This is a genomic window from Metabacillus litoralis, assembly GCF_003667825.1.
In the GTDB taxonomy this organism is placed as follows: domain Bacteria; phylum Bacillota; class Bacilli; order Bacillales; family Bacillaceae; genus Metabacillus; species Metabacillus litoralis_B.
In genome coordinates, this window is record NZ_CP033043.1 from 4,383,780 (window position 1) to 4,409,853 (window position 26,074).

Below are 26,074 nucleotides of genomic sequence, written 5' to 3' on the forward strand. Positions count from 1 at the left end.
ATGAATGCTAGAATACCGATCTTAAAGCTTCATAATTGTTTGCTTATCTCAATTCAGTGGGAGTTAGATGACCAAACAGCTCTACAATTTCAGGAAGATCTTCTTCATAAGATACATGAGACAGGTGCAAATGGGGTTGTTATTGATTTAACATCAGTTGATGTTATCGATTCTTTCATCGCAAAGGTCCTGGGTGATGTAATTAGTATGTCGAAGCTTATGGGAGCAAAAGTTGTATTAACAGGAATACAGCCTGCTGTTGCCATTACATTAATTGAGTTAGGCATCCAGCTTGAGGATGTACAAACAGCTTTAGACCTAGAAAAAGGGCTTGAAACATTACAGCGGGAGTTGGGGGAGTAAAAAATGGAAAACCAATCCTGTGTTAAAATTGTCACCGAATGGGACATTGTAGCAGCCCGCCAACTTGGTCGGAATGTTGCAAAAGAGCTTGGCTTCGGTACAGTGGATCAAGCGAGAATTACTACTGCTATATCCGAACTAGCTCGTAATATATATCTATATGCAGGGCAAGGAGAAATGCGTATTGAGCGCATTAATGACCTTGGGAAAAGTGGTTTAAAAATAACAGCCATTGATAATGGACCGGGAATTCCTGATATTCGAAAAGTGATGGAAGATGGGTTTTCTACTTCTGGAGGATTAGGTGCAGGTTTGCCTGGAGTCAAACGTCTAATGGATGAATTTGATATTTCTTCCACTGTGGGCGAAGGAACAGATATTCAGGCGGTGAAATGGCTTCGGTAGGAGGACATAAATGGATTATCGTGATTTTCTTGAGACAAAATATTCGGAGCTATTAAGAAATTACTTAAATGAACAAACAGAAACAGCACTATATCAAGGACAAAAATTCAGTCGAAAAACGATTGAACATCAGATTCCACCTGAAGAAATCATTAGTACACATAGGAAAGTTCTTCAAGAGCTTTTCCCTGATATACAGCAAGAGGTTTTATCTTCATTAGACTTCCTGCTTGAGGTGATGATGGGATACGGATTAGCCTATCAAGAACATCAGAGCTTGAGGGACCAACAGCTAGAGATTAGATCTGAAATCCAAATTGCCGCAAATGTTCAGCAAACACTGTTAGAGACATCTGTTCCTACTATTGATTCTCTGGATATTGGAGCGATAAGTGTTCCTGCAAAGCAAATGAATGGGGATTATCATCACTTTGTTCAGGATGAACAAGGAATAAGTATCGCGGTGGCAGATGTTATTGGAAAAGGAATTCCGGCAGCATTGTGTATGTCTATGATTAAATATGCGATGGATAGTTTTCCGGAATCACGTAAAAATCCAAATCAAATCCTGGAGAATTTAAATAGAGTGGTTGAACGCAATGTAGATCCGAGCATGTTTATTACGATGTTTTACGGAATGTACAATACAGTCGATCACCTATTCACATATGCTTCAGCAGGGCATGAACCGGGGTTTTATTACCACTCCTCAACCAGAGAGTTTGAGGATCTCACTGCTAAGGGTCTTGTTTTAGGGATTGATCAAAACTACAAGTATAAGCAGTATCAGAAGAATGTTAAACCTGGAGATATGGTTGTCCTATTATCAGATGGCGTAACAGAATCTAGGACTGACGAAGGGTTTGTTGAAAGAACAGCAATTACAGATTTAATTCATCAGAATATAGATCTTCCGTCTCAGCAAATTGTAGAAAAAATCTACAGGCATTTTGAAAAAATGCAGGATTTCCAGTTAAGGGATGATTTTACGTTAATAATTATTAGAAGAATGGTTTAGTAGTATCTTTTACGGGGTATGTAATAGCATAAAAGTTCTTTTGAGGTGATAACGGGTGAATTTAAAAGTTGAAATAAATAAGCTTGGAGATCAAGCGATTGTCTCTGTCGCAGGTGAAATTGATGCTTATACAGCACCTAAGTTAAGAGAAGCCATCATACCATTAGCGGAAGAGCCGAATCCTAATATTACAATTAATTTAAAAAATGTATCTTATATGGATAGTACGGGTTTAGGTGTGTTTGTTGGGTTGTTAAAAAGCGTAAGAAAAAACGGCGGGCAGTTAAATTTAGTAGAATTATCAGATCGTCTGGAGCGCTTATTTAGTATTACTGGACTAAGTGACATCATTGATATATCTTCAAAATCAGAGGGTGGGGTACAATGAAGCAATTAGTAGATTATATAGAGATGAAGGTGCCAGCTAAACCAGAATATGTAGGTATCATTCGTTTAACCCTCTCTGGGATTGCTAGTAGAATGGGATATTCATATGATGATATTGAAGATTTGAAAATTGCTACAAGTGAAGCTTGTACAAATGCTGTTCAGCATGCATATAAGAACAATGAAGAGGGCGAAGTGGTCGTTGGATTTGGTTTATATGAAGATCGATTAGAAGTGATGATTGCTGATAATGGCAAAAGCTTTGATTTTGAGAAAACAAAAGATGAACTTGGTCCTTATTCTGCTTCAAGTCCAGTAGACCAACTTCCCGAAGGAGGTTTAGGTCTCTATTTGATGGAAACGCTCATGGATGAAGTCCGTGTCCATGTTAACGCTGGGGTAACGGTCTTCATGATCAAGTATTTAAGCGGGGAGCGAATAGATCATGGCACAACCATCTCAAAATATGAAGCTAACTAAAGAAGAGGTGAACGAGTTAATACTTGACTTTCAGAAAACGGAAAGTAAAGTAGCCCAGTTGGCACTCGTTGAACACTATACAGGTTTAGTTGAAACCTTAGCGAAGAAATATTCCAAAGGGAAAAGCTTTCATGAAGATCTTAGACAGGTGGGCATGATTGGTTTATTGGGCGCTATTAGAAGATATGACCCTTCTGTTGGAAAGCCGTTTGAAGCTTTTGCCATTCCAACAATAATTGGAGAAATCAAACGTTTCTTAAGAGATAAAACATGGAGTGTTCATGTTCCGAGAAGGATTAAAGAATTAGGACCCAAGATTAAGGCAGCTGTAGACAAGTTAACAAATGAAAATCAACGATCTCCACAAGTGAGGGAGATAGCAGAATATCTAGATGTAACTGAAGAGGAAGTATTAGAAACAATGGAAATGGGAAAAAGCTACCAGGCTTTATCGGTCGATCACTCTATTGAGGCTGATTCTGACGGGAGTACTGTCACCATTCTTGACATTGTTGGTTCACAAGAGCAGGGGTATGAAAAAGTGAATCAAAAACTAATGCTTCAGAGTGTATTGCATGTTTTATCAGATCGAGAAAAGGAAATTATCGAATGTACGTTTATTTTGAATAAAAGTCAAAAAGAAACTGGTGAACAGTTAGGTATCTCTCAAATGCATGTATCAAGGCTGCAAAGGAGAGCCATTCAAAAATTAAGAGAAGCATTGTCAAAAGACATGCCCCCGGAGTTAAATAAATGATTGTTCAAGATTATAATCAACATGTTCATACATTAGCATTTCAGTTACCGAAAGCAGGGAAATCGTGTTGTGGTGATAGCTTTTTTATAAAAGCAACAGACGAATATTTAATTTGTGCCTTAGCCGATGGGTTAGGTAGTGGGGAACGGGCGAATGAATCCTCCGAGGCAATAAGTTCGTTAGTCGAAAAGAATGATGATAAAGATGTAGAAGACTTAATGAAATTATGTAATGAAGAGCTGAAAGATAAACGGGGAGCAACTGTTTCTATCTTAAAGGTAGACTTTAAGACAAGAGAATTTACCTATAGCTCCGTTGGGAATATACGCTTTATTCTTTGTGCGCCATCCGGGACTTATATATATCCTCTTCCGATATTAGGTTATCTTTCTGGTAAACCTCAAAAATATCGTACACAAACCTACACATATGAACAAGGTTCTAAGTTTATCATTCATACTGACGGATTAGTTCTTCCAGGGATAAAGACACTATTAAATAAAGGTGAATCTGTTGAAGATCTATCACGACAACTTGAAGACTATACAAAAACATTAAATGATGATTTAACATATATAGTCGGTCAGCTATTCTAAGGAAATAGTGAGCCGGCTATTTTTTATTTGCAAACTAGGACAATATTTTAAACTTAACATGGCGTTTATTTTAATAGAACAAATATATTTGGTAAAATGTTTACATGTGCTTGAAGGAATATAACTCAGTTGGAGGATTCGGATATGGAAGAAAAACAAACTAAAATCATGCAGCATATTAGCAAGGAGCTTGCGATCAATATAAAACAGGTTGCGAATGTTATTTCATTATTAGAAGAAGGCAATACAGTTCCATTTATTGCCCGTTATCGAAAAGAGCAAACTGGTGCATTGGATGAAGTGCAGATACGTGATATATCCGAGAAATGGACATACATACAAAACCTTGAAAATCGTAAAGAAGAAGTACTGCGTTTAATAGAAGAGCAAGGAAAATTAACTGAACAACTAGCTGTTGATATTAATAAAGCTATGAAGCTTCAACAGGTAGAAGATTTATATAGACCATATAAACAAAAGAGAAGAACAAAGGCGACAGTTGCAAAGGAAAAGGGGTTAGAGCCACTTGCCACTTGGATCCTAAGTTTGCCAGGTGAGGGGGATATCCAACTCAAGGCTAAGGAATTTATAAATGAAGAAAAAGGTGTAACAACAGTAGAAGAGGCTATACAAGGTGCACAAGATATTGTAGCAGAACAAATCTCAGATCAGCCGAAATATCGCCAATGGATTAGAGAGTTAACGTTCCGAAAAGGATCTATTTCTTCTGTTGCCAAGGATGAAGAAAAAGATGAGAAGAATGTTTATGAAATGTATTATGAGTACGAAGAGCCAATCCAGAAAATTGTTCCTCACCGGGTTTTGGCGATTAACCGAGGTGAAAAAGAAGATATATTGCGCATATCCCTTCAACCACCAACTGATCAGATATTAGATTACCTTCAAAAAGAAGAGTTGAAAGGGAAAAAATCGGTTGTGAATAATTTGGTGATTGAAACAATAGAAGATGCATATAAGCGTCTTATTCAACCATCAATTGAGCGTGAAATCAGAAAAGAGTTATCAGAAAAAGCAGAGGACCGTGCAATACATATTTTCTCTGAAAATCTAAGAAATCTACTTCTTCAACCACCATTGAAAGGAAGAATGGTGCTAGGTGTTGACCCTGCTTTTAGAACAGGCTGTAAATTAGCTGTTGTAGATCCGACTGGAAAAATGCTTCATATTGGAGTGGTATATCCACATCCACCTGTTAATAAGAAAGAACAAGCAAAAGAAAAGGTAATTGATGTTTTAAAGCAATTTAAAATAGAGGTTGTTGCAATCGGAAACGGAACGGCGTCAAGAGAAACAGAACAATTCATTGCAGATATATTAAGAGAATTATCTGGAGATATTTCATATCTTATCGTAAACGAAGCAGGTGCAAGTGTGTATTCGGCTTCAGAACTTGCTAGAGAAGAGTTCCCTGACTTACAGGTAGAAGAAAGAAGTGCAGTTTCCATTGCAAGAAGACTTCAGGATCCTTTGGCTGAACTAGTTAAGATTGATCCTAAATCAGTTGGTGTAGGGCAATATCAACATGATGTTTCCCAAAAGAAATTAAATGAATCACTAACGTTTGTTGTTGAAACAGTCGTAAACCAGGTTGGAGTTAACGTAAATACTGCCTCGTCTTCCTTACTTCAGTATGTAGCTGGACTCAGTAAGGCAGTTGCAAACAATGTTGTGAAAAAAAGAGAAGAGTTAGGGAGATTCTCTAACCGTAAACAACTAAAAGATATCCCTCGTCTAGGAGCAAAAACATATGAGCAGTGTATTGGCTTCTTACGAGTTCTTGATGGAGATCATCCTTTAGATCGAACAAGTATTCACCCTGAACGCTATGGGGAAGTTGAAAAACTATTGAAGCAATTAAACGTATCTTTAGCCGATTTAGGAAGCGAAGAGTTAAAAGATAAAGTGAAAAACCTAAATCTACAAGAAACAGCTGATGTATTATCAATTGGGGAGCTAACTCTAAAAGATATATGTGATGCATTAATTCGTCCAGAACGGGATCCTCGTGATGAAGTAACTAAGCCTTTGTTAAAGAAGGATGTATTAAAACTGGAGGATTTGCAGCAAGGAATGGAGCTTCAAGGAACAGTTCGCAATGTTGTCGATTTTGGAGCATTTGTTGATATAGGCGTTAAACAGGATGGATTGGTGCATATTTCTAAACTTAGTCGTTCGTTTGTAAAACACCCATTAGATGTTGTATCTGTAGGTGACGTTGTAACAGTTTGGGTGGACGATGTAGACTTTAAGAAAGGTCGAGTAGCACTTACTATGCTGAAGAGCTGAAGGTGAGTGAAGAAACCAAAAAGAAACACTGCTTTTAGGAGCAGTGTTTTTCTCTATAGAAAAACCAGCATTGATTAAGTAATTTTATTTGATAGCGATTTTTTTCTAAAAACGCCCGCTGCATTTGATTTTGTAACCAAGATGGCATTGCTCATACCTCCTTAACTATTATAATGGAGTATGGGTGTTTATAATGTATGCACTAGGCAAGTGTGGTGTTACATATATGGAGGAATTTTTCATGAATGATGATAAACTGCAACAATTGGTGGAAGACATTTCAATAAGCTTATTTAGAAAACCATTTAAGCATAAAGCAACCTTTAACAAAAGACTGAGAACAACCGGTGGAAGGTATATGCTAAGTACCCATAACATTGATATTAATCCGAAATATTTTCTTGAACATGGATTGGAAGAAATGATTGGGATCATTAAACATGAGCTTTGCCACTATCATCTTCATATAGAAGGAAAGGGATATAAGCACGGGGACGAAGACTTTAAATTATTATTAAAAGAAGTGGGTGCTCCTAGATTTTGTACGCCTTTAAAAACTGAATCTAAAAAAAGACAAGCTTCTCTCATCTACAAGTGTTCAGCTTGTCATCATGAGTACAAAAGAAAGAGAAAAGTAGACACAACACGTCTAGTTTGCGGCAAGTGTGCTGGTAAAATCTATCTTTTAAAAGGGGTTGACTCTTAAGTTGATACTATGTTAAATTATAAAAGCCGTCGTTGATGGCGGTTGAAAAACAAAGTTAAGTATAATGAATTCTTGACAAGACATGCTTGATTAAATATAATTAAAGAAGTCTGTTAGAAATTATTCCGCAGTAGCTCAGTGGTAGAGCTATCGGCTGTTAACCGATCGGTCGTAGGTTCGAGTCCTACCTGCGGAGCCATATGGGGAAGTACTCAAGAGGCTGAAGAGGCGCCCCTGCTAAGGGTGTAGGTCGCGTGAGCGGCGCGAGGGTTCAAATCCCTCCTTCTCCGCCATATTATAATGGCCCATTGGTCAAGCGGTTAAGACACCGCCCTTTCACGGCGGTAACACGGGTTCGAATCCCGTATGGGTCATAATTATATTTTAGAGAGTAGGAAGTGGGCACACTTGTAGCTCACCTCCTATTTTTTCTCTGGTATGATTAGTGTTGCTAGGTAATGAAACTTTAAGTTAAGGTGAGTTATTTTCACTACGTGAAAAAACTTTGGTCCGGTAGTTCAGTTGGTTAGAATGCCTGCCTGTCACGCAGGAGGTCGCGGGTTCGAGTCCCGTCCGGACCGCCATTATTTATTGGCGAGAATTACCAGTTGTAATAACACTTAGAATTTGATACTATTAACTTCTTGTTGCTTTGACGATAAATGTCTAGTGACATAACTTCAGTGGGCTATAGCCAAGCGGTAAGGCATCGCACTTTGACTGCGACATGCGTTGGTTCGAATCCAGCTAGCCCAGCCATTTAAGCCATTAGCTCAGTTGGTAGTGGCGATCAAATATGCTACGAAGTGAAACTTCAGCACGCAGATCGAATTGTTCCTTGAAGAAACCTTCAGAGGTTTAGTTGTCAAAACTAAGAGTATATTGAAAAAAGAGCCATTAGCTCAGTTGGTAGAGCATCTGACTTTTAATCAGAGGGTCGAAGGTTCGAGTCCTTCATGGCTCACCATTTACACACCTTGCGGGTGTGGCGGAATTGGCAGACGCGCTAGACTTAGGATCTAGTGTCCTTGTGACGTGGGGGTTCAAGTCCCTTCACCCGCACCAGAGTTTTTTAACATTATTAGAATTGATTTCGCGGTCGTGGCGGAATGGCAGACGCGCTAGGTTGAGGGCCTAGTGGGGGCGACCCCGTGGAGGTTCAAGTCCTCTCGGCCGCACCAGAACACACAAAAAATATTTTTATAAAAAGTATTGACTTGTTGGTTCTAAAGGTGTTATTATTGTAAAGTCGCTCGTTAATATAATTTAAAAATGCGCCCGTAGCTCAATTGGATAGAGCGTTTGACTACGGATCAAAAGGTTAGGGGTTCGACTCCTCTCGGGCGCGCCATATACGGGAAGTAGCTCAGCTTGGTAGAGCACTTGGTTTGGGACCAAGGGGTCGCAGGTTCGAATCCTGTCTTCCCGACCAGTCGAGTCACCTTGCGGGTGTAGTTTAGTGGTAAAACCTCAGCCTTCCAAGCTGATGATGAGGGTTCGATTCCCTTCACCCGCTCCAAAAAATGATCTTTGAAAACTAAACAAAACCAAGCGTGCCAACGTTAATTTCGATTAACAAAAAAACGTACTATATAGTACAAATTTATATGAGCTATATCAACTCTTTATTGGAGAGTTTGATCCTGGCTCAGGACGAACGCTGGCGGCGTGCCTAATACATGCAAGTCGAGCGAACCAATGGGAGCTTGCTCCCTGAGGTTAGCGGCGGACGGGTGAGTAACACGTGGGTAACCTGCCTGTAAGATTGGGATAACTCCGGGAAACCGGAGCTAATACCGGATAACATTTTGAACCGCATGGTTCAAAGTTGAAAGACGGCTTCGGCTGTCACTTACAGATGGACCCGCGGCGCATTAGCTAGTTGGTGAGGTAATGGCTCACCAAGGCGACGATGCGTAGCCGACCTGAGAGGGTGATCGGCCACACTGGGACTGAGACACGGCCCAGACTCCTACGGGAGGCAGCAGTAGGGAATCTTCCGCAATGGACGAAAGTCTGACGGAGCAACGCCGCGTGAACGATGAAGGCCTTCGGGTCGTAAAGTTCTGTTGTTAGGGAAGAACAAGTACCAGAGTAACTGCTGGTACCTTGACGGTACCTAACCAGAAAGCCACGGCTAACTACGTGCCAGCAGCCGCGGTAATACGTAGGTGGCAAGCGTTGTCCGGAATTATTGGGCGTAAAGCGCGCGCAGGCGGTTTCTTAAGTCTGATGTGAAAGCCCACGGCTCAACCGTGGAGGGTCATTGGAAACTGGGGAACTTGAGTGCAGAAGAGGAGAGTGGAATTCCACGTGTAGCGGTGAAATGCGTAGAGATGTGGAGGAACACCAGTGGCGAAGGCGACTCTCTGGTCTGTAACTGACGCTGAGGCGCGAAAGCGTGGGGAGCGAACAGGATTAGATACCCTGGTAGTCCACGCCGTAAACGATGAGTGCTAAGTGTTAGAGGGTTTCCGCCCTTTAGTGCTGCAGCAAACGCATTAAGCACTCCGCCTGGGGAGTACGGTCGCAAGACTGAAACTCAAAGGAATTGACGGGGGCCCGCACAAGCGGTGGAGCATGTGGTTTAATTCGAAGCAACGCGAAGAACCTTACCAGGTCTTGACATCCTTCGCTACTTCTAGAGATAGAAGGTTCCCCTTCGGGGGACGAAGTGACAGGTGGTGCATGGTTGTCGTCAGCTCGTGTCGTGAGATGTTGGGTTAAGTCCCGCAACGAGCGCAACCCTTGATCTTAGTTGCCAGCATTCAGTTGGGCACTCTAAGGTGACTGCCGGTGACAAACCGGAGGAAGGTGGGGATGACGTCAAATCATCATGCCCCTTATGACCTGGGCTACACACGTGCTACAATGGATGGTACAAAGGGCTGCAAGACCGCGAGGTCAAGCCAATCCCATAAAACCATTCTCAGTTCGGATTGCAGGCTGCAACTCGCCTGCATGAAGCCGGAATCGCTAGTAATCGCGGATCAGCATGCCGCGGTGAATACGTTCCCGGGCCTTGTACACACCGCCCGTCACACCACGAGAGTTTGTAACACCCGAAGTCGGTGGGGTAACCGTAAGGAGCCAGCCGCCTAAGGTGGGACAGATGATTGGGGTGAAGTCGTAACAAGGTAGCCGTATCGGAAGGTGCGGCTGGATCACCTCCTTTCTAAGGAAAATGAGGCACGCTTGGTATTTTGTTTAGTTTTGAGAGATCATTCTGATCTTTCTATATAAGTAAGACTCAATACATAGGAGTCTAAATGCAGAGTGCATTTGAACATCCTGTGTTTTATGTTCCTTGAAAACTAGATAACGAAAACAATTCAAGTAATTCACTGAGTTTAAACGCTTAGTTTAGTGATTCTCTTAATAATTGATTTAAACGACATCTTCGATGTCAAAGGTTAAGTTGTTAAGGGCGCACGGTGGATGCCTTGGCACTAGGAGCCGATGAAGGACGGTACTAACACCGATATGCTTCGGGGAGCTGTAAGTAAGCTTTGATCCGGAGATTTCCGAATGGGGAAACCCACTGCTCGTAATGGAGTAGTATCTTCACCTGAATTCATAGGGTGATGATGGCAGACCCGGGGAACTGAAACATCTAAGTACCCGGAGGAAGAGAAAGCAAACGCGATTTCCTGAGTAGCGGCGAGCGAAACGGAAGAAGCCCAAACCAAGAGGCTTGCCTCTTGGGGTTGTAGGACACTCTATACGGAGTTACAAAGGAACGGAGTAAATGAAGAGGTCTGGAAAGGCCCGTCAAAGAAGGTAACAACCCTGTAGTTGAAACTTCGTTCCCTCCAGAGTGGATCCTGAGTACGGCGGGACACGTGAAATCCCGTCGGAAGCAGGGAGGACCATCTCCCAAGGCTAAATACTCCCTAGTGACCGATAGTGAACCAGTACCGTGAGGGAAAGGTGAAAAGCACCCCGGAAGGGGAGTGAAAGAGATCCTGAAACCGTGTGCCTACAAGTAGTCAAAGCCCGTTAATGGGTAATGGCGTGCCTTTTGTAGAATGAACCGGCGAGTTACGATCCCGTGCAAGGTTAAGTTGATAAGACGGAGCCGCAGCGAAAGCGAGTCTGAATAGGGCGAAAGAGTACGTGGTCGTAGACCCGAAACCAGGTGATCTACCCATGTCCAGGGTGAAGTTCAGGTAACACTGAATGGAGGCCCGAACCCACGCACGTTGAAAAGTGCGGGGATGAGGTGTGGGTAGCGGAGAAATTCCAATCGAACTTGGAGATAGCTGGTTCTCTCCGAAATAGCTTTAGGGCTAGCCTTGAAATGAGAGTCTTGGAGGTAGAGCACTGATTGGACTAGGGGCCCCCATCGGGTTACCGAATTCAGTCAAACTCCGAATGCCAAAGACTTATGTTCAGGAGTCAGACTGCGAGTGATAAGATCCGTAGTCAAGAGGGAAACAGCCCAGACCACCAGCTAAGGTCCCAAAGTATACGTTAAGTGGAAAAGGATGTGGAGTTGCTTAGACAACCAGGATGTTGGCTTAGAAGCAGCCACCATTTAAAGAGTGCGTAATAGCTCACTGGTCGAGTGACTCTGCGCCGAAAATGTACCGGGGCTAAACGTATCACCGAAGCTGTGGACTGTTCTTACGAACAGTGGTAGGAGAGCGTTCTAAGGGCTGTGAAGCCAGACCGTAAGGACTGGTGGAGCGCTTAGAAGTGAGAATGCCGGTATGAGTAGCGAAAGAGGGGTGAGAATCCCCTCCACCGAATGCCTAAGGTTTCCTGAGGAAGGCTCGTCCGCTCAGGGTAAGTCGGGACCTAAGCCGAGGCCGAAAGGCGTAGGCGATGGCCAACAGGTTGAAATTCCTGTACCACCTCCTCACCGTTTGAGCAATGGGGGGACGCAGAAGGATAGGGTAAGCGCGCTGTTGGATATGCGCGTCCAAGCAGTTAGGCTGACAACGAGGCAAATCCCGTTGTCGTGAAGGCTGAGCTGTGATGGCGAGGGAATTATAGTACCGAAGTTCCTGATTCCACACTGCCAAGAAAAGCCTCTAGCGAGGTGAGAGGTGCCCGTACCGCAAACCGACACAGGTAGGCGAGGAGAGAATCCTAAGGTGAGCGAGAGAACTCTCGTTAAGGAACTCGGCAAAATGACCCCGTAACTTCGGGAGAAGGGGTGCTTTTTAGGGTGAATAGCCCGGAAAAGCCGCAGTGAATAGGCCCAGGCGACTGTTTAGCAAAAACACAGGTCTCTGCGAAGCCGCAAGGCGAAGTATAGGGGCTGACGCCTGCCCGGTGCTGGAAGGTTAAGGGGAGAGGTTAGCGCAAGCGAAGCTTTGAACCGAAGCCCCAGTAAACGGCGGCCGTAACTATAACGGTCCTAAGGTAGCGAAATTCCTTGTCGGGTAAGTTCCGACCCGCACGAAAGGCGTAACGATCTGGGCACTGTCTCAACGAGAGACTCGGTGAAATTATAGTACCTGTGAAGATGCAGGTTACCCGCGACAGGACGGAAAGACCCCGTGGAGCTTTACTGTAGCCTGATATTGAATTTTGGTACAGCTTGTACAGGATAGGTAGGAGCCTGAGAAGCCGGAGCGCTAGCTTCGGTGGAGGCGTCGGTGGGATACTACCCTGGCTGTATTGAAATTCTAACCCACAGCCCTGATCGGGCTGGGAGACAGTGTCAGGTGGGCAGTTTGACTGGGGCGGTCGCCTCCTAAAATGTAACGGAGGCGCCCAAAGGTTCCCTCAGAATGGTTGGAAATCATTCGTAGAGTGTAAAGGCACAAGGGAGCTTGACTGCGAGACCTACAAGTCGAGCAGGGACGAAAGTCGGGCTTAGTGATCCGGTGGTTCCGCATGGAAGGGCCATCGCTCAACGGATAAAAGCTACCCCGGGGATAACAGGCTTATCTCCCCCAAGAGTCCACATCGACGGGGAGGTTTGGCACCTCGATGTCGGCTCATCGCATCCTGGGGCTGTAGTCGGTCCCAAGGGTTGGGCTGTTCGCCCATTAAAGCGGTACGCGAGCTGGGTTCAGAACGTCGTGAGACAGTTCGGTCCCTATCCGTCGTGGGCGTAGGAAATTTGAGAGGAGCTGTCCTTAGTACGAGAGGACCGGGATGGACGCACCGCTGGTGTACCAGTTGTCTTGCCAAAGGCATAGCTGGGTAGCTATGTGCGGAAGGGATAAGTGCTGAAAGCATCTAAGCATGAAGCCCCCCTCAAGATGAGATTTCCCATCACATTAGTGAGTAAGATCCCTGAAAGATGATCAGGTTGATAGGTCAGAGGTGGAAGCGCGGTGACGTGTGGAGCTGACTGATACTAATCGATCGAGGACTTAACCTAATAAAAGCGTAAGCTTAGTGAAGTTGAATTGTGAATCGTTATCTAGTTTTGAAGGAATATATTATTCCTGAAAACTTTATACAAAGTGAAAGGGTTTCGAGGAACGAACAGTTCATCGGAAGCCGTAAACTAAATTATTTGGTGATGATGGCGAAGAGGTCACACCCGTTCCCATGCCGAACACGGAAGTTAAGCTCTTCAGCGCCGATGGTAGTTGGGGGTTTCCCCCTGTGAGAGTAGGACGTCGCCAAGTAGTTTAAGTTTTCTTCTTATTATCGCGGGGTGGAGCACGATTGAATATGCTTCATTGAATGGCATCAGCGTACCGATTGAGCAGCATCTTGAATAATCATCCTGAAATCGGGACGGTCAGTATAAGCAATAATAAAAGTGCATAGAATCTTATAAGTTTTCTTATTATCGCGGGGTGGAGCAGTCTGGTAGCTCGTCGGGCTCATAACCCGAAGGTCGCAGGTTCAAATCCTGTCCCCGCAACCAAAAAAATTCAATGATGTTTATTTTGACTGACGTCAAAAAAACTTGGTCCGGTAGTTCAGTTGGTTAGAATGCCTGCCTGTCACGCAGGAGGTCGCGGGTTCGAGTCCCGTCCGGACCGCCATATATTGATTGCTTGCGAAACGATGATGTTTCGTTTTTTTTATGTTTACTCATAATATTTATGTTCATAGATAAGAATTTAATTAATACCACCATTAAGCCTTATATGGTACGATAGAATAGATAAAACTTGGTTAAACTAAGTTTAACGCTTACACGCTAACAGTGACTCCTTAGGAAACAATTCCTAAGGTTTTTTCGTAATATTAGCGAATAACTAAAAAAGATGGAGAATGAAATGGATGAATTTGATTTTATTCTTAAAGTAAAACCAAATCGTACTTTTCAAAAGAATGTAAAAGTAGCAATTGGGGACGATGCAGCTGTTTACGAACCGAGTCTAAATCGCAACCAAGTTGTTTGTGTAGATACTATGGTAGAAGGAGTTCACTTTCTTAAACATTTATCTACTCCTTTTGAAATAGGCTATAAAGCATTGGCAGTTAATATTAGTGATATTGCTGCTATGGCAGGTATCCCTCTTTATTATCTAGTTTCTATTACTGTTCCACCTAGATGGAAAGAAGAGGAGCTAGTAGAGATTTATAAAGGCATGGACCAGCTTGCAAAGGAATATAAAATGGATTTATTAGGTGGAGATACAGTTTCTACATCTGACAAACTTGTTATTACGGTTACGGTTATAGGAGAAGTTGAACAAAAAACACAGACTCTTAGAAGCAAGGCTTGTGATGATGATATTGTTTTTGTAACAGGTAGTATTGGCGATTCATCTGCAGGTTTAGCTATTTTATTAGGTCACGTACAAATACATAATCAACAATCGAAAGAATACCTTATAACCCGTCACAAAAAGCCTACACCTCGTGTAAATGCAGGTAGACTTATAGGTGCATTAGATCGCGCTTCATTAAATGATGTTAGTGATGGGCTTGCTAGTGAATTGAATGAAATTTGTGAAGCAAGTGATGTTGGTATAACAGTCTTTAAAGATCAGCTTCCTATCAGTGATGAGCTTTTGTCATTGAGTTCAGCAAATGATATTTACAAATGGATTCTTTATGGTGGTGAAGATTTTGAATTAGTCGGAACCACCTCACGGAACTCATGGGAAAAGTTAAAGCAAGCTTGTAATGAAATGGATGTAAAAATAACACAAATTGGAATAGTAAATCAAAAGCATTCTGGCGTTATGCTACAGACTGTTAATCACGAATTAGTCAGAATTGAAAAATCAGGGTATAACCACTTCAGAAATAAGTAAGGTGAGTAGAGTGGAAAAATATGAGTTTATAACAAAAAGTACTGAAGATACAACTATGATTGCCATTAATCTTTCAAAAAAACTAGAGCCCAATGCTGTCATTACTTTAGAGGGAGATTTAGGTGCAGGTAAGACTACTTTTACTAAGGGCTTGGCAAAGGGACTAGGGATTAAACGTAATGTTAACAGCCCAACATTCACTATTATTAAGGAATATCATGATGGGAGACTGCCATTATATCACATGGATGTTTATCGAGTAGAAGATTCTGATGAGGACCTAGGTTTCGATGAATATTTTCATGCCAATGGAGTTACTGTTGTAGAATGGGCTCATCTGATAGAAGAACAGTTACCAAGTGAACGGTTAGATATAAAAATTCTTTATGTAGATGATACAACAAGAACAATTATCATGAGTCCTAAGGGATCTTATTATGTTGGACTGTGTAAGGAGTTAAATGATGAAAGCATTAGCCATTGATACAACCAATAATGTGTTGGGAATTGCAATTGTTGAAGAAGATAAAGTCATTGGAGAATATATCACAAATTTAAAGAAAAATCATTCTGTACGAGCAATGCCAGCTGTTGAAAGACTTTTAAGTGATTGTGATATAACACCAAAACAGCTAGATAAAATTATTGTAGCAACTGGTCCTGGATCTTATACAGGTGTTCGAATTGGTGTTTCAATTGCTAAAACAATGGCATGGGCCCTTCAACTTCCCATTGTAGGTGTTTCAAGCTTGGAAATATTAGCGGCAAATGGACGTTTCTTTAATGGATTGATATCTCCACTATTTGATGCTAGAAGAGGGCAAGTATACACAGGCTTATATCAATATGATAATCAGAATTTAGTTACTGTGGAAAATGATCAAAATTTATTGTTAACAGATTGGTTAGAGATGTTAAAGTCTAAAAATGAGCGTATTCTATTTCTCGGTAATGATCTCCCTATTCATGAGGAAACAATTACACATATACTTGGTGGATTGGCGGAATTTGCACAAGTAGCTCTACATAATCCGAGACCAAGTGAGTTAGCACTTATAGGGGTTAGAAAGAATGCTGAAGATGTTCATAGTCTTGTACCAAATTACATAAGACTAGCTGAAGCTGAAGCGAAATGGCTAGAACAGCAAAAATAAGATGGTGGCTATTGTGGATAACGAGTTAACAATAAGAAAAATGGTAAGAGAAGATATTGAAGACGTATATCATATAGAGTGTCAGTCCTTCTCAGCACCATGGACGAAGGAATCGCTATATTATGAGCTTGAGCAAAATTTATTTGCCAAATATCTAGTAGTTGAACTGGATGGTAAAGTGGTCGGCTATTGTGGATTATGGGTAATCATGGATGAAGCTCAAATAACCAATATAGCAGTTCACCCTGAATACAGAGGGAAAAAAATAGGTGAAGCTCTTTTAAGATTTACTATTCAATTAAGTAGAGAAATGAGTGCAAAAAGATTATCTTTAGAGGTTAGAGTGTCCAATCACATCGCACAGTCCCTATACAAAAAGGTGGGATTTTCACCTGGTGGTATAAGGAAGCGTTATTATACAGATAATCAAGAAGATGCTTTAGTAATGTGGGTGAATTTAATATGATTGAAAAAGATCAATATATACTAGGAATAGAGACAAGCTGTGATGAAACAGCTGCTGCGATTATAAAAAACGGCCGTGAAATTGTCGCAAATGTTGTTGCATCACAAATTGAAAGTCACAAACGGTTTGGTGGGGTAGTTCCAGAGATCGCTTCCCGACATCATGTTGAGCAATTAACAATTGTTTTTGAGGAAGCAATGAAACAAGCAGATCTTACTTTTGAGGATCTATCAGCAATTGCAGTTACTGAAGGACCTGGACTAGTTGGAGCGCTATTAACAGGCATTAATGCAGCAAAAGCCTTAGCCTTTGCACATGGTATTCCACTAATAGGAGTCCATCATATTGCGGGCCATATTTATGCTAATCGACTTATTCATGAGTTGGAATTTCCTTTACTTGCGCTGGTGGTTTCAGGTGGACATACGGAGTTAGTATATATGAGGGAGCATGGAGATTTTGAGGTAATTGGTGAAACTCTCGATGATGCTGCCGGAGAGGCTTATGACAAGGTTGCACGAACTCTTGGCCTTCCATACCCGGGTGGTCCTCATATTGATAAATTAGCTCATGAAGGTCAAGCCTCTATCGATTTACCAAGGGCTTGGCTAAGTGAAGGTTCCTTTGATTTTAGCTTTAGTGGACTTAAGTCAGCTGTTATTAACACACTCCACAATGCAAAACAAAAGGGGATTGAACTTGACCCTAAAGATGTTGCAGCAAGCTTTCAGGCAAGTGTTATCGACGTTTTAGTCACAAAGACTTCACAAGCTGTGGATAAATATCATGTTAAACAGTTGTTATTAGCAGGCGGTGTTGCAGCTAATAAAGGTTTAAGAACAGCATTAGAAAAAGAGTTTTCTTCAAGGGAAGGATTAACATTAACAATCCCACCATTATCATTATGCACAGATAACGCTGCCATGATTGCTGCTGCTGGAAGCATTTTATATGAAAAGGGAGTAAGAAGTGATTTAGCATTAAATGCAAATCCTGGTTTAGAATTAACATCTTATCAACAAAAGTGAATAAATAATAAAGTAAAACAGGATCTGAGGGTCCTGTTTTTTCTATTTCTTTTGACAAAAGGTGAGTGCATTCACAGAAAATCTCCTAATTTCTAAAAAAATAGGATTATTCACATAGTTATCCACAGAATGTACACGATTTTTGTAGAAATGTGTAAAACTATTTAAAATGCTGTCAAATCAATGTTTTTTAGAGTGTGTATAACTTGAGGAAATTAAAGCAAATATGTGGACAATGTGTATAAGTCTGTTGATATGTTGGAAATAAAGGATTTGTAGTGTGGATAAAAAGTGTGGATGTGAATAAATAATAGTTATTCACATGAACTTAAGAGAAGATTGTCGAATACGTTTTTGAATCTTACTTTTCTGAATGAATCAATAAAAAAACAGCGAGGAAAACCCGCTGTTTAATAAATATTCCGTTGATTACTTAATAATTAATGTAATTGTTCCCATTCTGCCATTAGACCTTCTAGTTTAGAATGGATTTGTTCATTTTCTTCGTTAATTTTTTGTACTTTTTCATGATCTTGATAAACATCTGGATCACAAAGCAGGGCTTCATTTCCTTCAACTTTTTCTTCAAGTTCGCTTATTTCATTTTCAATTTCTTCTATTCTTCTTTGCTTTTGTCTTTCAAGTTTTTTTAATTCTTTTTCTTGTTGATAACTTAGTTTCCCCTCAGGTTCTTGTCCTGATTTTTTTTGGATGGGAGAGTCATTTCCTTCCTGCTCTAACCGTTCATGTTCAAGTTGTTCTTCCTTTTTTGTAAGATAATAATCATAATCTCCTAAGTACTCAGTAAGATGAGTGCTAGAAAGCTCATAAACTTTTGTGGCAATTCTATTAATAAAGTATCTGTCATGAGAAACAAAAAGGATTGTACCAGGAAAATCGATTAAAGCATTTTCTAAGATTTGCTTACTATCTAAATCAAGATGGTTGGTTGGCTCATCAAGAATTAGGAAGTTGGCTTTTTGTAGCATCAGCTTAGAGAGTGCGACTCTTGCTTTCTCTCCTCCGCTTAGTGCAGATACAGGCTTTAATACATCGTCACCAGAGAATAAAAAGTTTCCAAGAATTGTTCGAATTTCCTTTTCGGTCATTTGTGGATATTCATCCCACAGCTCGTCTAAAACTCGTTTATTTGATGTAAGATCGGCTTGTTGCTGATCATAGTAACCAATTTGTACATGTGAGCCAAGAGAAAAGGTACCAGTCAACGAATCTAATTTTTGAATAATTGATTTTAGTAAAGTTGATTTCCCAATTCCATTTGGTCCGACTAAGGCAATGCTATCACCGCGGGATATAGAAAAGGAGATGTTAGAGATAACAGGATGAACATTGTCATAGGAAACAGAAATATGATCAGCTTTTAACACATCGTTACCGCTTTGTCGGTCAATATCAAACTGAAAGCTTGCTGATTTTTCATCACCTAGAGGCTTGTTCATTAACTCCATCTTCTCTAGCTTTTTCCTTCTGCTTTGGGCCAGCTTTGTAGTTGAAGCACGAGCTAAGTTGCGTTGAATAAAGTCTTTTAGTTTTGCTACCTCTTCCTGTTGCTTTTCAAAGCTTTTTAGCTCCTTTTCATATGAGTCAGCTTTTTGCTTTAGATATTGGCTGTAGTTTCCAATAAATCTTGTGCTTGTATGGCGGCTGATTTCATATACTTGTGTAACAATCTTATCTAGGAAATATCGGTCATGGGAAACAATTAGTATTGCTCCAGGGTAGTTTTGTAAATATTGTTCTAACCAGGTTAATGTTTCAATATCAAGATGGTTCGTTGGCTCGTCCAATATTAAGAGATCAGGCTTAGTAAGTAATAGCTTACCTAAAGCAAGTCTTGTTTTTTGGCCACCACTTAAAGAAGCAATTTTTGTTGTCGGATCAAAATGATGAAATCCAAGGCCATGTAGAACAGAACGTATATCAGCTTCATATTGATATCCGCCTTCTTCCTTAAATCTAACTTGAAGGGTATCATATTCTTTTAAAAGCTGTTCAAACTTTTGTGATTCAGTGGCCGGATCAACTGTTGCCATTTTCTGTTCAAGATTTCGCATTTCTTGTTCCATTGATTTGAGACCTTTAAACACTAAATTCATTTCTTCCCAAATCGATAATTGAGATTCAAGCCCGGTGTCTTGAGCTAAATATCCAACCGAAACATCTTTAGGCTTAATAATTTCACCAGAATCATGGGACATGGCTCCGGAAATAATTTTTAAAAGTGTTGATTTCCCTGCTCCATTACGACCAACAATCGCAACTTTATCTCTCGTTTGTACTTCCAACTTAATATTCGATAAAATAGGGTCAGCACCAAAGTATTTACTAAGTTGATTTATTTGTAACAATATCATTGTTTTCACCTCTACTAATGCTTTAAGTTTAGCTTAGTTTTGGGGTGCCTGTCACCACCCGAATTTTGTCGACGGAAAAGAAAAGTGCTCTCGATTCAAGTGTGTCATATACTCTTAGATGTTAAACGGGTGATTCTTGCTTTTTGTATCCATATAATTGTCACAATAACAAAACAGACAGAAGCTAAAAAATAGTGTATAGTCTAATATAAGGAGATTTGTATATGTCAGATTTTACTCATTTTAATGAACAAGGCCGAGCAAAGATGGTTGATATTTCGGCTAAAGAAGAGACTGTTAGAACAGCTCAAGCTAAGACAAGTATTCAAGTAACAAAAGAGGTTTATGAAAAAATGATCAACCATGAAATAGGAAAAGGTGATGTATTATCGGTTGCACAAGTAGCTGGAGTTATGGCAGCTAAGCAAACATCACAGGTTATTCCTATGTGTCATCCAATTTCAATAAAAGGTGTAAACATTGAGTTTGAATGGGATGCTCGTGATACGAATCATTATACTCTATTGATCTCAGTTACTGTGAAAACAAAGGGAAGTACAGGTGTTGAAATGGAAGCGTTAACCTCTGCTAGCATAACAGCACTAACTGTTTATGATATGTGCAAAGCAGTGGATAAAGGAATGATTATAGGCCCAACCTATTTAGTAGAGAAAACAGGTGGTAAAAGCGGCGATTTCCTAAGAAACGAAATATGACATGGATTTTACTAGTATCTCCAAAATCCTATAAGCATTGTCATATGTGTTTGTGTGAATGTGAGGGATAAGATTGAATATAGACCAAACGAAAATACCGCAGGCAACTGCTAAGAGATTGCCTTTATATTATCGGTTTTTAAAAAATTTACACTCGTCAGGAAAGCAACGAGTCTCATCCGCCGAGTTAAGTGATGCAGTAAAGGTAGATTCAGCTACAATCCGAAGGGATTTTTCATATTTTGGAGCTCTTGGAAAAAAAGGATATGGATATAATGTAAATTATTTGTTATCCTTTTTTAGAAAAACATTAGATCAAGATGAGATAACGAAAGTATGTTTAATTGGAGTAGGGAATTTAGGAACGGCATTTTTACATTATAATTTCACTAAAAATAACAATACAGTTATTTCTCTAGCTTTTGATGTAGACGAAGATAAGGTAGGTACAGAAATTGGTGGGGTACCGGTTTTCCATTTAGATGAGATGGAGCATCATCTTCCTGATGATGTTACAGTTGCGATTTTAACTGTACCAGCACCAGTAGCACAATCTATCACAGACCGTCTCATTACAAAGGGTATTAAAGGAATATTAAACTTTACACCAGCACGGTTAAACGTGCCGGATGAAATAAGAATTCACCACATAGATTTAGCAGTGGAGCTACAGTCACTAGTTTATTTCTTAAAACATTATCCTCATGAGGAGAAATAACTAATAACCATTATAGAAAAGGAGGTGGATTCGATGCCAACAGTAGGAATCGGAAGCCTTTTACTTATCGTATTCGTAGCATTACTTATTTTTGGACCAAAAAAGCTACCTGAACTTGGAAAAGCAGCAGGTAATACACTTCGTGAATTTAAAAATGCAACAAAGGGCTTAGCAGACGATGATGATGAGCAAGACAGCAAAAAAGAGAAAAAGGAAGAAGTCAAGTAAGATAGGATGAACCGATATGAAACATGATGAAATGTCGGTCATGGAACATATAACCGAACTAAGAAAACGACTCGTTATTGTTGTCGTTTTCTTTTTCGTAGCGGTTATTGCCGGATTTCTCCTCTCCAGACCGATCATTATTTATTTGCAGCAAACTGATGAAGCAAAATCACTAACATTAAATGCTTTTAATTTAACAGATCCATTAATGGTTTATATGAAGTTCGCTTTCATAATAGCATTTGTTATTACTTCACCGATTATTTTGTATCAGCTCTGGTCGTTTGTTAGTCCAGGATTATATGAAAAAGAAAGAAAAGTGACATTAAGCTATATTCCTATTTCACTTTTGTTATTCTTTCTCGGGATTTCCTTTTCTTACTTTATCCTATTTCCGTTTGTGATCGACTTCATGGAAAGAATATCAACTGACTTAGATATTAATCAAGTCATCGGAGTGAATGAGTATTTCTCGTTCTTATTACAGCTTACGGTGCCATTTGGTATCCTGTTTCAATTACCGGTTGTGATTATGTTTCTAACTAGATTAGGCATTGTCACTCCTATGTTTTTATCAAAGGTTAGAAAATACGCATACTTTGTGTTGTTAGTTATTGCAGCTTTAATCACACCACCTGAACTAGCGTCACATTTGATGGTTTCCATACCGCTGTTTATTTTATATGAAATTAGCATCTGGATTTCGCGTATTTCCTATCGAAAAGCACAGAAGATGCGTTTTGAAGAAGAGAACATAAAAAAATGAGACTCGTGAAAAGTCTCATTTTTTTATGTTCATTTTTTTAATTTTTCTTGATAAAGTAAACATCCGAATCGCAACACCAATATCGAAGGTTGCGATTAGCATTAATAAAATAGTTGGAAAGGTAAATATTCCGTCCTGGGCACTGTTTATTGCTAGATAAGTAAATAGCAACCCCATAATCAAATAAAAAATGGCCATGGAAATAGGGTTTGTTCTCATGATAAAAAGCCTCCAATAATTACTTGCATTTGTTCCATTTGCTTCATCATTCTTTCTATATCTTCCTGGAATACAGTCTGGATAATAACGACCATTGTATTCATAGCGACATGAGCAAAGATTGGGACGAGTATTCGTTTTGTTTTAACATAAAGAAACGCGAACGTGAATCCCATTGAACCGTACAATAGAACATGCTGTGGTTCACCATGTAATAGTGAAAAAATAAGTGAACTAATAACAGCAGCAATAAAGAAGTTTGTCTTAGTATAAAGTACCCCAAAAAGAATTTTTCGAAAAATAATTTCTTCTAGTATAGGACCTAAAATTGAGGTCACAATGATAACCAGAGGTGAAACCTTAATAACATTAACAATCATTTGAGTGTTCTCTGACCCAGCTTCGACCCCAAATACATTTACTTCTATGTTTGCTGCAACACTTTGTACAAATAAAGCTAAAAAGAAACCTGCAACAGCCCACCCAATTGAAGCCCCAACAGAAGATGGTTCCCCTCGGAAGCGGCTTTCTGCATGACGGTCGTGTCTTAAAAGAAAGAGAATAATGAAGAAAGCCAATGAAAAGCTGAGGATTGTCCAATATGCAAACCTCTCAACTGTGGTTTCTCCTATATTTAATAGGTCTAATAACCTTATTCCTAGAAACGATGATAGCTGTAGTAGCATATATGTTAATAAAATAAACCAATAATGCCTTTTCATATTAGCCTCCTTGTAAACCATCGGTGATATAACAACGAATAATTATACCAAACTTTATTGTAACATACCCATATTCCATCCTATGTATGATATCTCTTTTCATGAGATAAAATGATTAAGGTTCAAAATGATACCGTTTTCTATTAGGAATTTGCCGAGTCGAAAAATAATAGAAAAAGTTCTCAAAAAAATTAAGCTTCATACTTGAAATTAAAAAGGAACTTATATAATATATTAATTGTGTTAGCACTCAAGATTAGCGAGTGCTAATAAAAAGGAAAAATTAATCAATTATTTATGAAATTGAGGAGGTTGTTTCACTTGTTAAAGCCATTAGGTGATCGCGTTATTATCGAGTTAGTTGAATCAGAAGAAAAAACTGCTAGTGGTATCGTCCTTCCTGATAGTGCGAAAGAGAAGCCACAAGAAGGTAAGGTAGTTGCTGTTGGTACAGGTCGTGTACTAGATAGCGGAGAAAAAGTGGCGCTTGAAGTAGCAGAAGGCGATCGTATTATCTTCTCAAAATATGCTGGTACTGAAGTGAAATATGAAGGTACTGAATACTTAATTTTACGTGAAAACGACATTTTAGCTGTTATCGGTTAATAGAACAGCCCTATATCATAGAACATTTTATAATCTTGAGGAGGTTATGTAAAAATGGCAAAAGATATTAAATTTAGCGAAGAAGCTCGCCGTTCAATGCTTCGTGGTGTTGACGCTTTAGCAGATGCTGTAAAAGTTACATTAGGACCTAAAGGACGTAACGTAGTATTAGAAAAGAAATACGGTTCACCTTTAATCACAAACGATGGTGTAACAATTGCTAAAGAAATCGAATTAGAAGATGCATTCGAAAATATGGGTGCAAAATTAGTAGCTGAAGTTGCTAGCAAAACAAATGATGTTGCTGGTGACGGTACAACTACTGCAACTGTTTTAGCTCAAGCAATGATCCGTGAAGGATTAAAGAACGTAACTGCTGGTGCTAACCCAATGGTAGTTCGTAAAGGTATTGAAAAAGCTGTAGCTGTTGCATTAGAAGAGCTTCAAGCGATTTCTAAACCAATCGAAGGTAAAGAATCTATTGCACAAGTTGCTGCGATTTCTGCTGCTGATGATGAAGTAGGTCAATTAATCGCTGAAGCAATGGAGCGCGTTGGTAACGACGGTGTTATCACAATTGAAGAGTCTAAAGGTTTCTCTACTGAATTAGAAGTAGTTGAAGGTATGCAATTCGATCGTGGATATGCATCTCCATACATGGTAACTGATTCTGACAAAATGGAAGCAGTTCTTGAAAATCCATATGTATTAATTACTGACAAAAAAATTACAAACATTCAAGAAATTCTACCAGTATTAGAGCAAGTGGTACAACAAGGTAAACCACTATTACTAATCGCTGAGGATGTTGAAGGTGAAGCATTAGCAACTTTAGTTGTGAACAAGCTTCGTGGAACATTCAATGCTGTAGCTGTTAAAGCTCCAGGATTCGGTGATCGTCGTAAAGCAATGCTAGAAGACATTGCGATCTTAACTGGCGGTGAAGTGATCACTGAAGAACTAGGCTTAGATCTTAAATCAGCTAACATCGATCAATTAGGACGCGCTTCTAAAATCGTTGTAACAAAAGAAAACACAACAATCGTAGAAGGTGCTGGCCAAGCTGATCAAATCGCTGGTCGCGTAAGTCAAATCCGTTCTCAATTAGAAGAAACAACTTCTGAGTTCGATAAAGAAAAATTACAAGAGCGTCTTGCTAAATTAGCTGGCGGTGTAGCAGTTATCAAAGTTGGTGCTGCAACTGAAACTGAATTAAAAGAGCGTAAACTACGTATCGAGGATGCTCTTAACTCTACTCGCGCTGCAGTAGAAGAAGGTATCGTTTCTGGTGGTGGTACTGCTCTAGTGAACGTATACAATAAAGTTGCTGCTATTCAAGAAGAAGGTGACACTCAAACAGGTGTTAACATCATCCTTCGTTCTCTTGAAGAGCCAGTACGTCAAATCGCTCACAACGCTGGTCTTGAAGGATCTGTTATCGTTGAGCGCTTGAAAAACGAACAAGTTGGCATCGGCTTCAACGCAGCTAACGGCACATGGGTAAACATGTTCGAAGCTGGTATCGTTGACCCAACTAAAGTGACTCGTTCTGCACTTCAAAACGCAGCATCTGTAGCAGCTATGTTCTTAACAACTGAAGCTGTTATCGCTGACAAACCTGAAGAAGGCGGCGGCATGCCTGATATGAGCGGCATGGGCGGCATGGGTGGAATGGGCGGCATGATGTAAGGCTTCCTTAGCCAAACATCGACTTCCATTCTGTGAAGTAGTCATGTGAAAAATCTATATCAATAGCAATAACCACTTCCGATAAAGATTAGGGAGTGGTTTTTTGTGTTGTAAAATTTGCGTATCAAGATTGTTGGATGACAGACGTTTCAAGAACACAACAAAAACGAATATCAAAAAATTTG

The 26,074-nt window shown here is 40.1% G+C and carries 24 protein-coding genes, 13 tRNA genes and 3 rRNA genes; 36 read left to right on the forward strand and 4 right to left on the reverse strand.

The genetic code is table 11. The features are described 5' to 3' along the window. The 8 genes from D9842_RS21480 (at window position 1) to D9842_RS21515 (ending at window position 6,313) form a co-directional block, all read left to right on the forward strand. Window positions 1–363, forward strand: a complete 363-nt coding sequence (locus D9842_RS21480; protein WP_098797600.1) for an STAS domain-containing protein — start codon at window positions 1–3, stop codon at window positions 361–363. 3 nt (window positions 364–366) lie between these two features. After that, the gene (locus D9842_RS21485) at window positions 367–768 is read left to right on the forward strand and encodes an anti-sigma regulatory factor (RefSeq protein WP_098797601.1); all 402 of its coding nucleotides are present in this window, start codon (window positions 367–369) and stop codon (window positions 766–768) included. Between the two features lie 10 nt (window positions 769–778). Continuing rightward, window positions 779–1,786 carry a PP2C family protein-serine/threonine phosphatase gene (locus D9842_RS21490; protein ID WP_121664244.1) on the forward strand — a complete coding sequence of 336 codons (1,008 nt, stop codon included), beginning with the start codon at window positions 779–781 and terminating at the stop codon, window positions 1,784–1,786. Between the two features lie 55 nt (window positions 1,787–1,841). Continuing rightward, window positions 1,842–2,174, forward strand: a complete 333-nt coding sequence (locus D9842_RS21495) for an anti-sigma factor antagonist (protein WP_121664245.1) — start codon at window positions 1,842–1,844, stop codon at window positions 2,172–2,174. Next, a complete protein-coding gene (rsbW, locus tag D9842_RS21500) occupies window positions 2,171–2,653 on the forward strand; it encodes an anti-sigma B factor RsbW (protein ID WP_121664246.1) in 483 nt (160 codons plus the stop codon). Before D9842_RS21495 ends, rsbW begins: the two co-directional genes overlap by 4 nt. Beyond that, window positions 2,619–3,410 carry an RNA polymerase sigma factor SigB gene (gene sigB, locus D9842_RS21505; protein WP_121664247.1) on the forward strand — a complete coding sequence of 264 codons (792 nt, stop codon included), beginning with the start codon at window positions 2,619–2,621 and terminating at the stop codon, window positions 3,408–3,410. Before rsbW ends, sigB begins: the two co-directional genes overlap by 35 nt. Next, complete coding sequence (locus D9842_RS21510) at window positions 3,407–4,006, forward strand: PP2C family serine/threonine-protein phosphatase (RefSeq protein ID WP_121664248.1); 600 nt, start codon at window positions 3,407–3,409, stop codon at window positions 4,004–4,006. Before sigB ends, D9842_RS21510 begins: the two co-directional genes overlap by 4 nt. Before the next feature lie 144 nt (window positions 4,007–4,150). Then, window positions 4,151–6,313, forward strand: a complete 2,163-nt coding sequence (locus tag D9842_RS21515) for a Tex family protein (RefSeq protein ID WP_121664249.1) — start codon at window positions 4,151–4,153, stop codon at window positions 6,311–6,313. A gap of 34 nt (window positions 6,314–6,347) precedes the next feature. Here D9842_RS21515 and cmpA read toward each other — a convergent pair whose 3' ends face one another. Next, complete coding sequence (gene cmpA, locus D9842_RS21520; RefSeq protein ID WP_098799762.1) at window positions 6,348–6,461, reverse strand: cortex morphogenetic protein CmpA; 114 nt, start codon at window positions 6,459–6,461, stop codon at window positions 6,348–6,350. Window positions 6,462–6,554: 93 nt separating this feature from the next. Between cmpA and D9842_RS21525 the strand changes: the two genes are divergently transcribed. The 22 genes from D9842_RS21525 (at window position 6,555) to tsaD (ending at window position 17,850) form a co-directional block, all read left to right on the forward strand. Then, window positions 6,555–7,019, forward strand: coding sequence for a SprT family protein (locus D9842_RS21525; protein ID WP_121664250.1), 465 nt, complete (start codon window positions 6,555–6,557; stop codon window positions 7,017–7,019). Between the two features lie 124 nt (window positions 7,020–7,143). Continuing rightward, a tRNA-Asn gene (locus D9842_RS21530) sits at window positions 7,144–7,218 on the forward strand. 3 nt (window positions 7,219–7,221) lie between these two features. Further along, window positions 7,222–7,312 (forward strand) — tRNA-Ser (locus D9842_RS21535). Between the two features lie 9 nt (window positions 7,313–7,321). Then, a tRNA-Glu gene (locus D9842_RS21540) sits at window positions 7,322–7,393 on the forward strand. Window positions 7,394–7,526: 133 nt separating this feature from the next. Continuing rightward, a tRNA-Asp gene (locus D9842_RS21545) sits at window positions 7,527–7,603 on the forward strand. Window positions 7,604–7,703: 100 nt separating this feature from the next. Continuing rightward, a tRNA-Gln gene (locus tag D9842_RS21550) sits at window positions 7,704–7,778 on the forward strand. 132 nt (window positions 7,779–7,910) lie between these two features. Next, a tRNA-Lys gene (locus tag D9842_RS21555) sits at window positions 7,911–7,986 on the forward strand. Between the two features lie 12 nt (window positions 7,987–7,998). Beyond that, window positions 7,999–8,084 (forward strand) — tRNA-Leu (locus tag D9842_RS21560). Window positions 8,085–8,114: 30 nt separating this feature from the next. Beyond that, a tRNA-Leu gene (locus tag D9842_RS21565) sits at window positions 8,115–8,200 on the forward strand. Window positions 8,201–8,293: 93 nt separating this feature from the next. Then, window positions 8,294–8,370 (forward strand) — tRNA-Arg (locus tag D9842_RS21570). A 4-nt stretch (window positions 8,371–8,374) separates the two neighbouring features. Further along, window positions 8,375–8,451: transfer RNA gene (locus D9842_RS21575), tRNA-Pro, on the forward strand. 13 nt (window positions 8,452–8,464) lie between these two features. Next, window positions 8,465–8,538: transfer RNA gene (locus tag D9842_RS21580), tRNA-Gly, on the forward strand. Between the two features lie 106 nt (window positions 8,539–8,644). Beyond that, window positions 8,645–10,194 (forward strand): 16S ribosomal RNA (locus tag D9842_RS21585). 236 nt (window positions 10,195–10,430) lie between these two features. Beyond that, a 23S ribosomal RNA gene (locus tag D9842_RS21590) occupies window positions 10,431–13,359 on the forward strand. A 137-nt stretch (window positions 13,360–13,496) separates the two neighbouring features. Then, window positions 13,497–13,612 (forward strand): 5S ribosomal RNA (rrf, locus tag D9842_RS21595). Together the 16S, 23S and 5S rRNA genes with 13 tRNA genes alongside form the textbook arrangement of a ribosomal RNA operon. Window positions 13,613–13,780: 168 nt before the next feature. Beyond that, window positions 13,781–13,857, forward strand: a tRNA-Met gene (locus D9842_RS21600). 44 nt (window positions 13,858–13,901) lie between these two features. Next, window positions 13,902–13,978, forward strand: a tRNA-Asp gene (locus D9842_RS21605). A 237-nt stretch (window positions 13,979–14,215) separates the two neighbouring features. Continuing rightward, entirely contained in the window at window positions 14,216–15,202 is a 987-nt protein-coding gene (thiL, locus tag D9842_RS21610) for a thiamine-phosphate kinase (RefSeq protein WP_121664251.1), read from the forward strand. A gap of 10 nt (window positions 15,203–15,212) precedes the next feature. Further along, window positions 15,213–15,686: a tRNA (adenosine(37)-N6)-threonylcarbamoyltransferase complex ATPase subunit type 1 TsaE gene (gene tsaE, locus D9842_RS21615; protein ID WP_121664252.1), complete on the forward strand. Its 474-nt coding sequence runs from the start codon at window positions 15,213–15,215 to the stop codon at window positions 15,684–15,686. Next, the gene (tsaB, locus tag D9842_RS21620) at window positions 15,667–16,356 is read left to right on the forward strand and encodes a tRNA (adenosine(37)-N6)-threonylcarbamoyltransferase complex dimerization subunit type 1 TsaB (RefSeq protein ID WP_121664253.1); all 690 of its coding nucleotides are present in this window, start codon (window positions 15,667–15,669) and stop codon (window positions 16,354–16,356) included. The genes tsaE and tsaB overlap by 20 nt, the downstream gene beginning before the upstream one ends. Window positions 16,357–16,369: 13 nt before the next feature. Beyond that, complete coding sequence (rimI, locus tag D9842_RS21625; protein WP_373995080.1) at window positions 16,370–16,822, forward strand: ribosomal protein S18-alanine N-acetyltransferase; 453 nt, start codon at window positions 16,370–16,372, stop codon at window positions 16,820–16,822. Further along, the gene (gene tsaD / locus D9842_RS21630; protein WP_121664255.1) at window positions 16,819–17,850 is read left to right on the forward strand and encodes a tRNA (adenosine(37)-N6)-threonylcarbamoyltransferase complex transferase subunit TsaD; all 1,032 of its coding nucleotides are present in this window, start codon (window positions 16,819–16,821) and stop codon (window positions 17,848–17,850) included. Before rimI ends, tsaD begins: the two co-directional genes overlap by 4 nt. 440 nt (window positions 17,851–18,290) lie before the next feature. Here tsaD and D9842_RS21635 read toward each other — a convergent pair whose 3' ends face one another. Beyond that, window positions 18,291–20,225, reverse strand: a complete 1,935-nt coding sequence (locus tag D9842_RS21635) for an ABC transporter ATP-binding protein (RefSeq protein ID WP_121664256.1) — start codon at window positions 20,223–20,225, stop codon at window positions 18,291–18,293. A 224-nt stretch (window positions 20,226–20,449) separates the two neighbouring features. On the opposite strand from D9842_RS21635, the gene moaC reads away from it, so the two are divergent. The 4 genes from moaC (at window position 20,450) to tatC (ending at window position 22,653) form a co-directional block, all read left to right on the forward strand. After that, window positions 20,450–20,941, forward strand: coding sequence for a cyclic pyranopterin monophosphate synthase MoaC (moaC, locus tag D9842_RS21640; RefSeq protein WP_121664257.1), 492 nt, complete (start codon window positions 20,450–20,452; stop codon window positions 20,939–20,941). Between the two features lie 73 nt (window positions 20,942–21,014). Continuing rightward, the gene (locus D9842_RS21645; RefSeq protein WP_121664258.1) at window positions 21,015–21,659 is read left to right on the forward strand and encodes a redox-sensing transcriptional repressor Rex; all 645 of its coding nucleotides are present in this window, start codon (window positions 21,015–21,017) and stop codon (window positions 21,657–21,659) included. A 33-nt stretch (window positions 21,660–21,692) separates the two neighbouring features. Further along, complete coding sequence (locus D9842_RS21650) at window positions 21,693–21,887, forward strand: twin-arginine translocase TatA/TatE family subunit (protein WP_098798907.1); 195 nt, start codon at window positions 21,693–21,695, stop codon at window positions 21,885–21,887. A 16-nt stretch (window positions 21,888–21,903) separates the two neighbouring features. Beyond that, window positions 21,904–22,653 carry a twin-arginine translocase subunit TatC gene (tatC, locus tag D9842_RS21655; RefSeq protein ID WP_121664259.1) on the forward strand — a complete coding sequence of 250 codons (750 nt, stop codon included), beginning with the start codon at window positions 21,904–21,906 and terminating at the stop codon, window positions 22,651–22,653. A 15-nt stretch (window positions 22,654–22,668) separates the two neighbouring features. Here the strand turns inward: tatC and D9842_RS21660 are convergent, their stop codons facing one another. Together D9842_RS21660 and D9842_RS21665 are read right to left on the reverse strand one after the other, a co-directional pair. Further along, window positions 22,669–22,872 (reverse strand): YdiK family protein, encoded by a 204-nt coding sequence (locus D9842_RS21660; protein ID WP_121664260.1) that lies wholly within the window; start codon window positions 22,870–22,872, stop codon window positions 22,669–22,671. Next, on the reverse strand, window positions 22,869–23,594 hold the full coding sequence (locus tag D9842_RS21665) for a CPBP family intramembrane glutamic endopeptidase (RefSeq protein WP_121664261.1): 726 nt from the start codon (window positions 23,592–23,594) through the stop codon (window positions 22,869–22,871). Before D9842_RS21665 ends, D9842_RS21660 begins: the two co-directional genes overlap by 4 nt. Before the next feature lie 321 nt (window positions 23,595–23,915). Between D9842_RS21665 and groES the strand changes: the two genes are divergently transcribed. Continuing rightward, window positions 23,916–24,200 (forward strand): co-chaperone GroES, encoded by a 285-nt coding sequence (gene groES / locus D9842_RS21670; RefSeq protein ID WP_026561982.1) that lies wholly within the window; start codon window positions 23,916–23,918, stop codon window positions 24,198–24,200. Window positions 24,201–24,254: 54 nt separating this feature from the next. Further along, the gene (gene groL, locus D9842_RS21675) at window positions 24,255–25,889 is read left to right on the forward strand and encodes a chaperonin GroEL (protein WP_121664262.1); all 1,635 of its coding nucleotides are present in this window, start codon (window positions 24,255–24,257) and stop codon (window positions 25,887–25,889) included. Window positions 25,890–26,074: the final 185 nt, after the last annotated feature.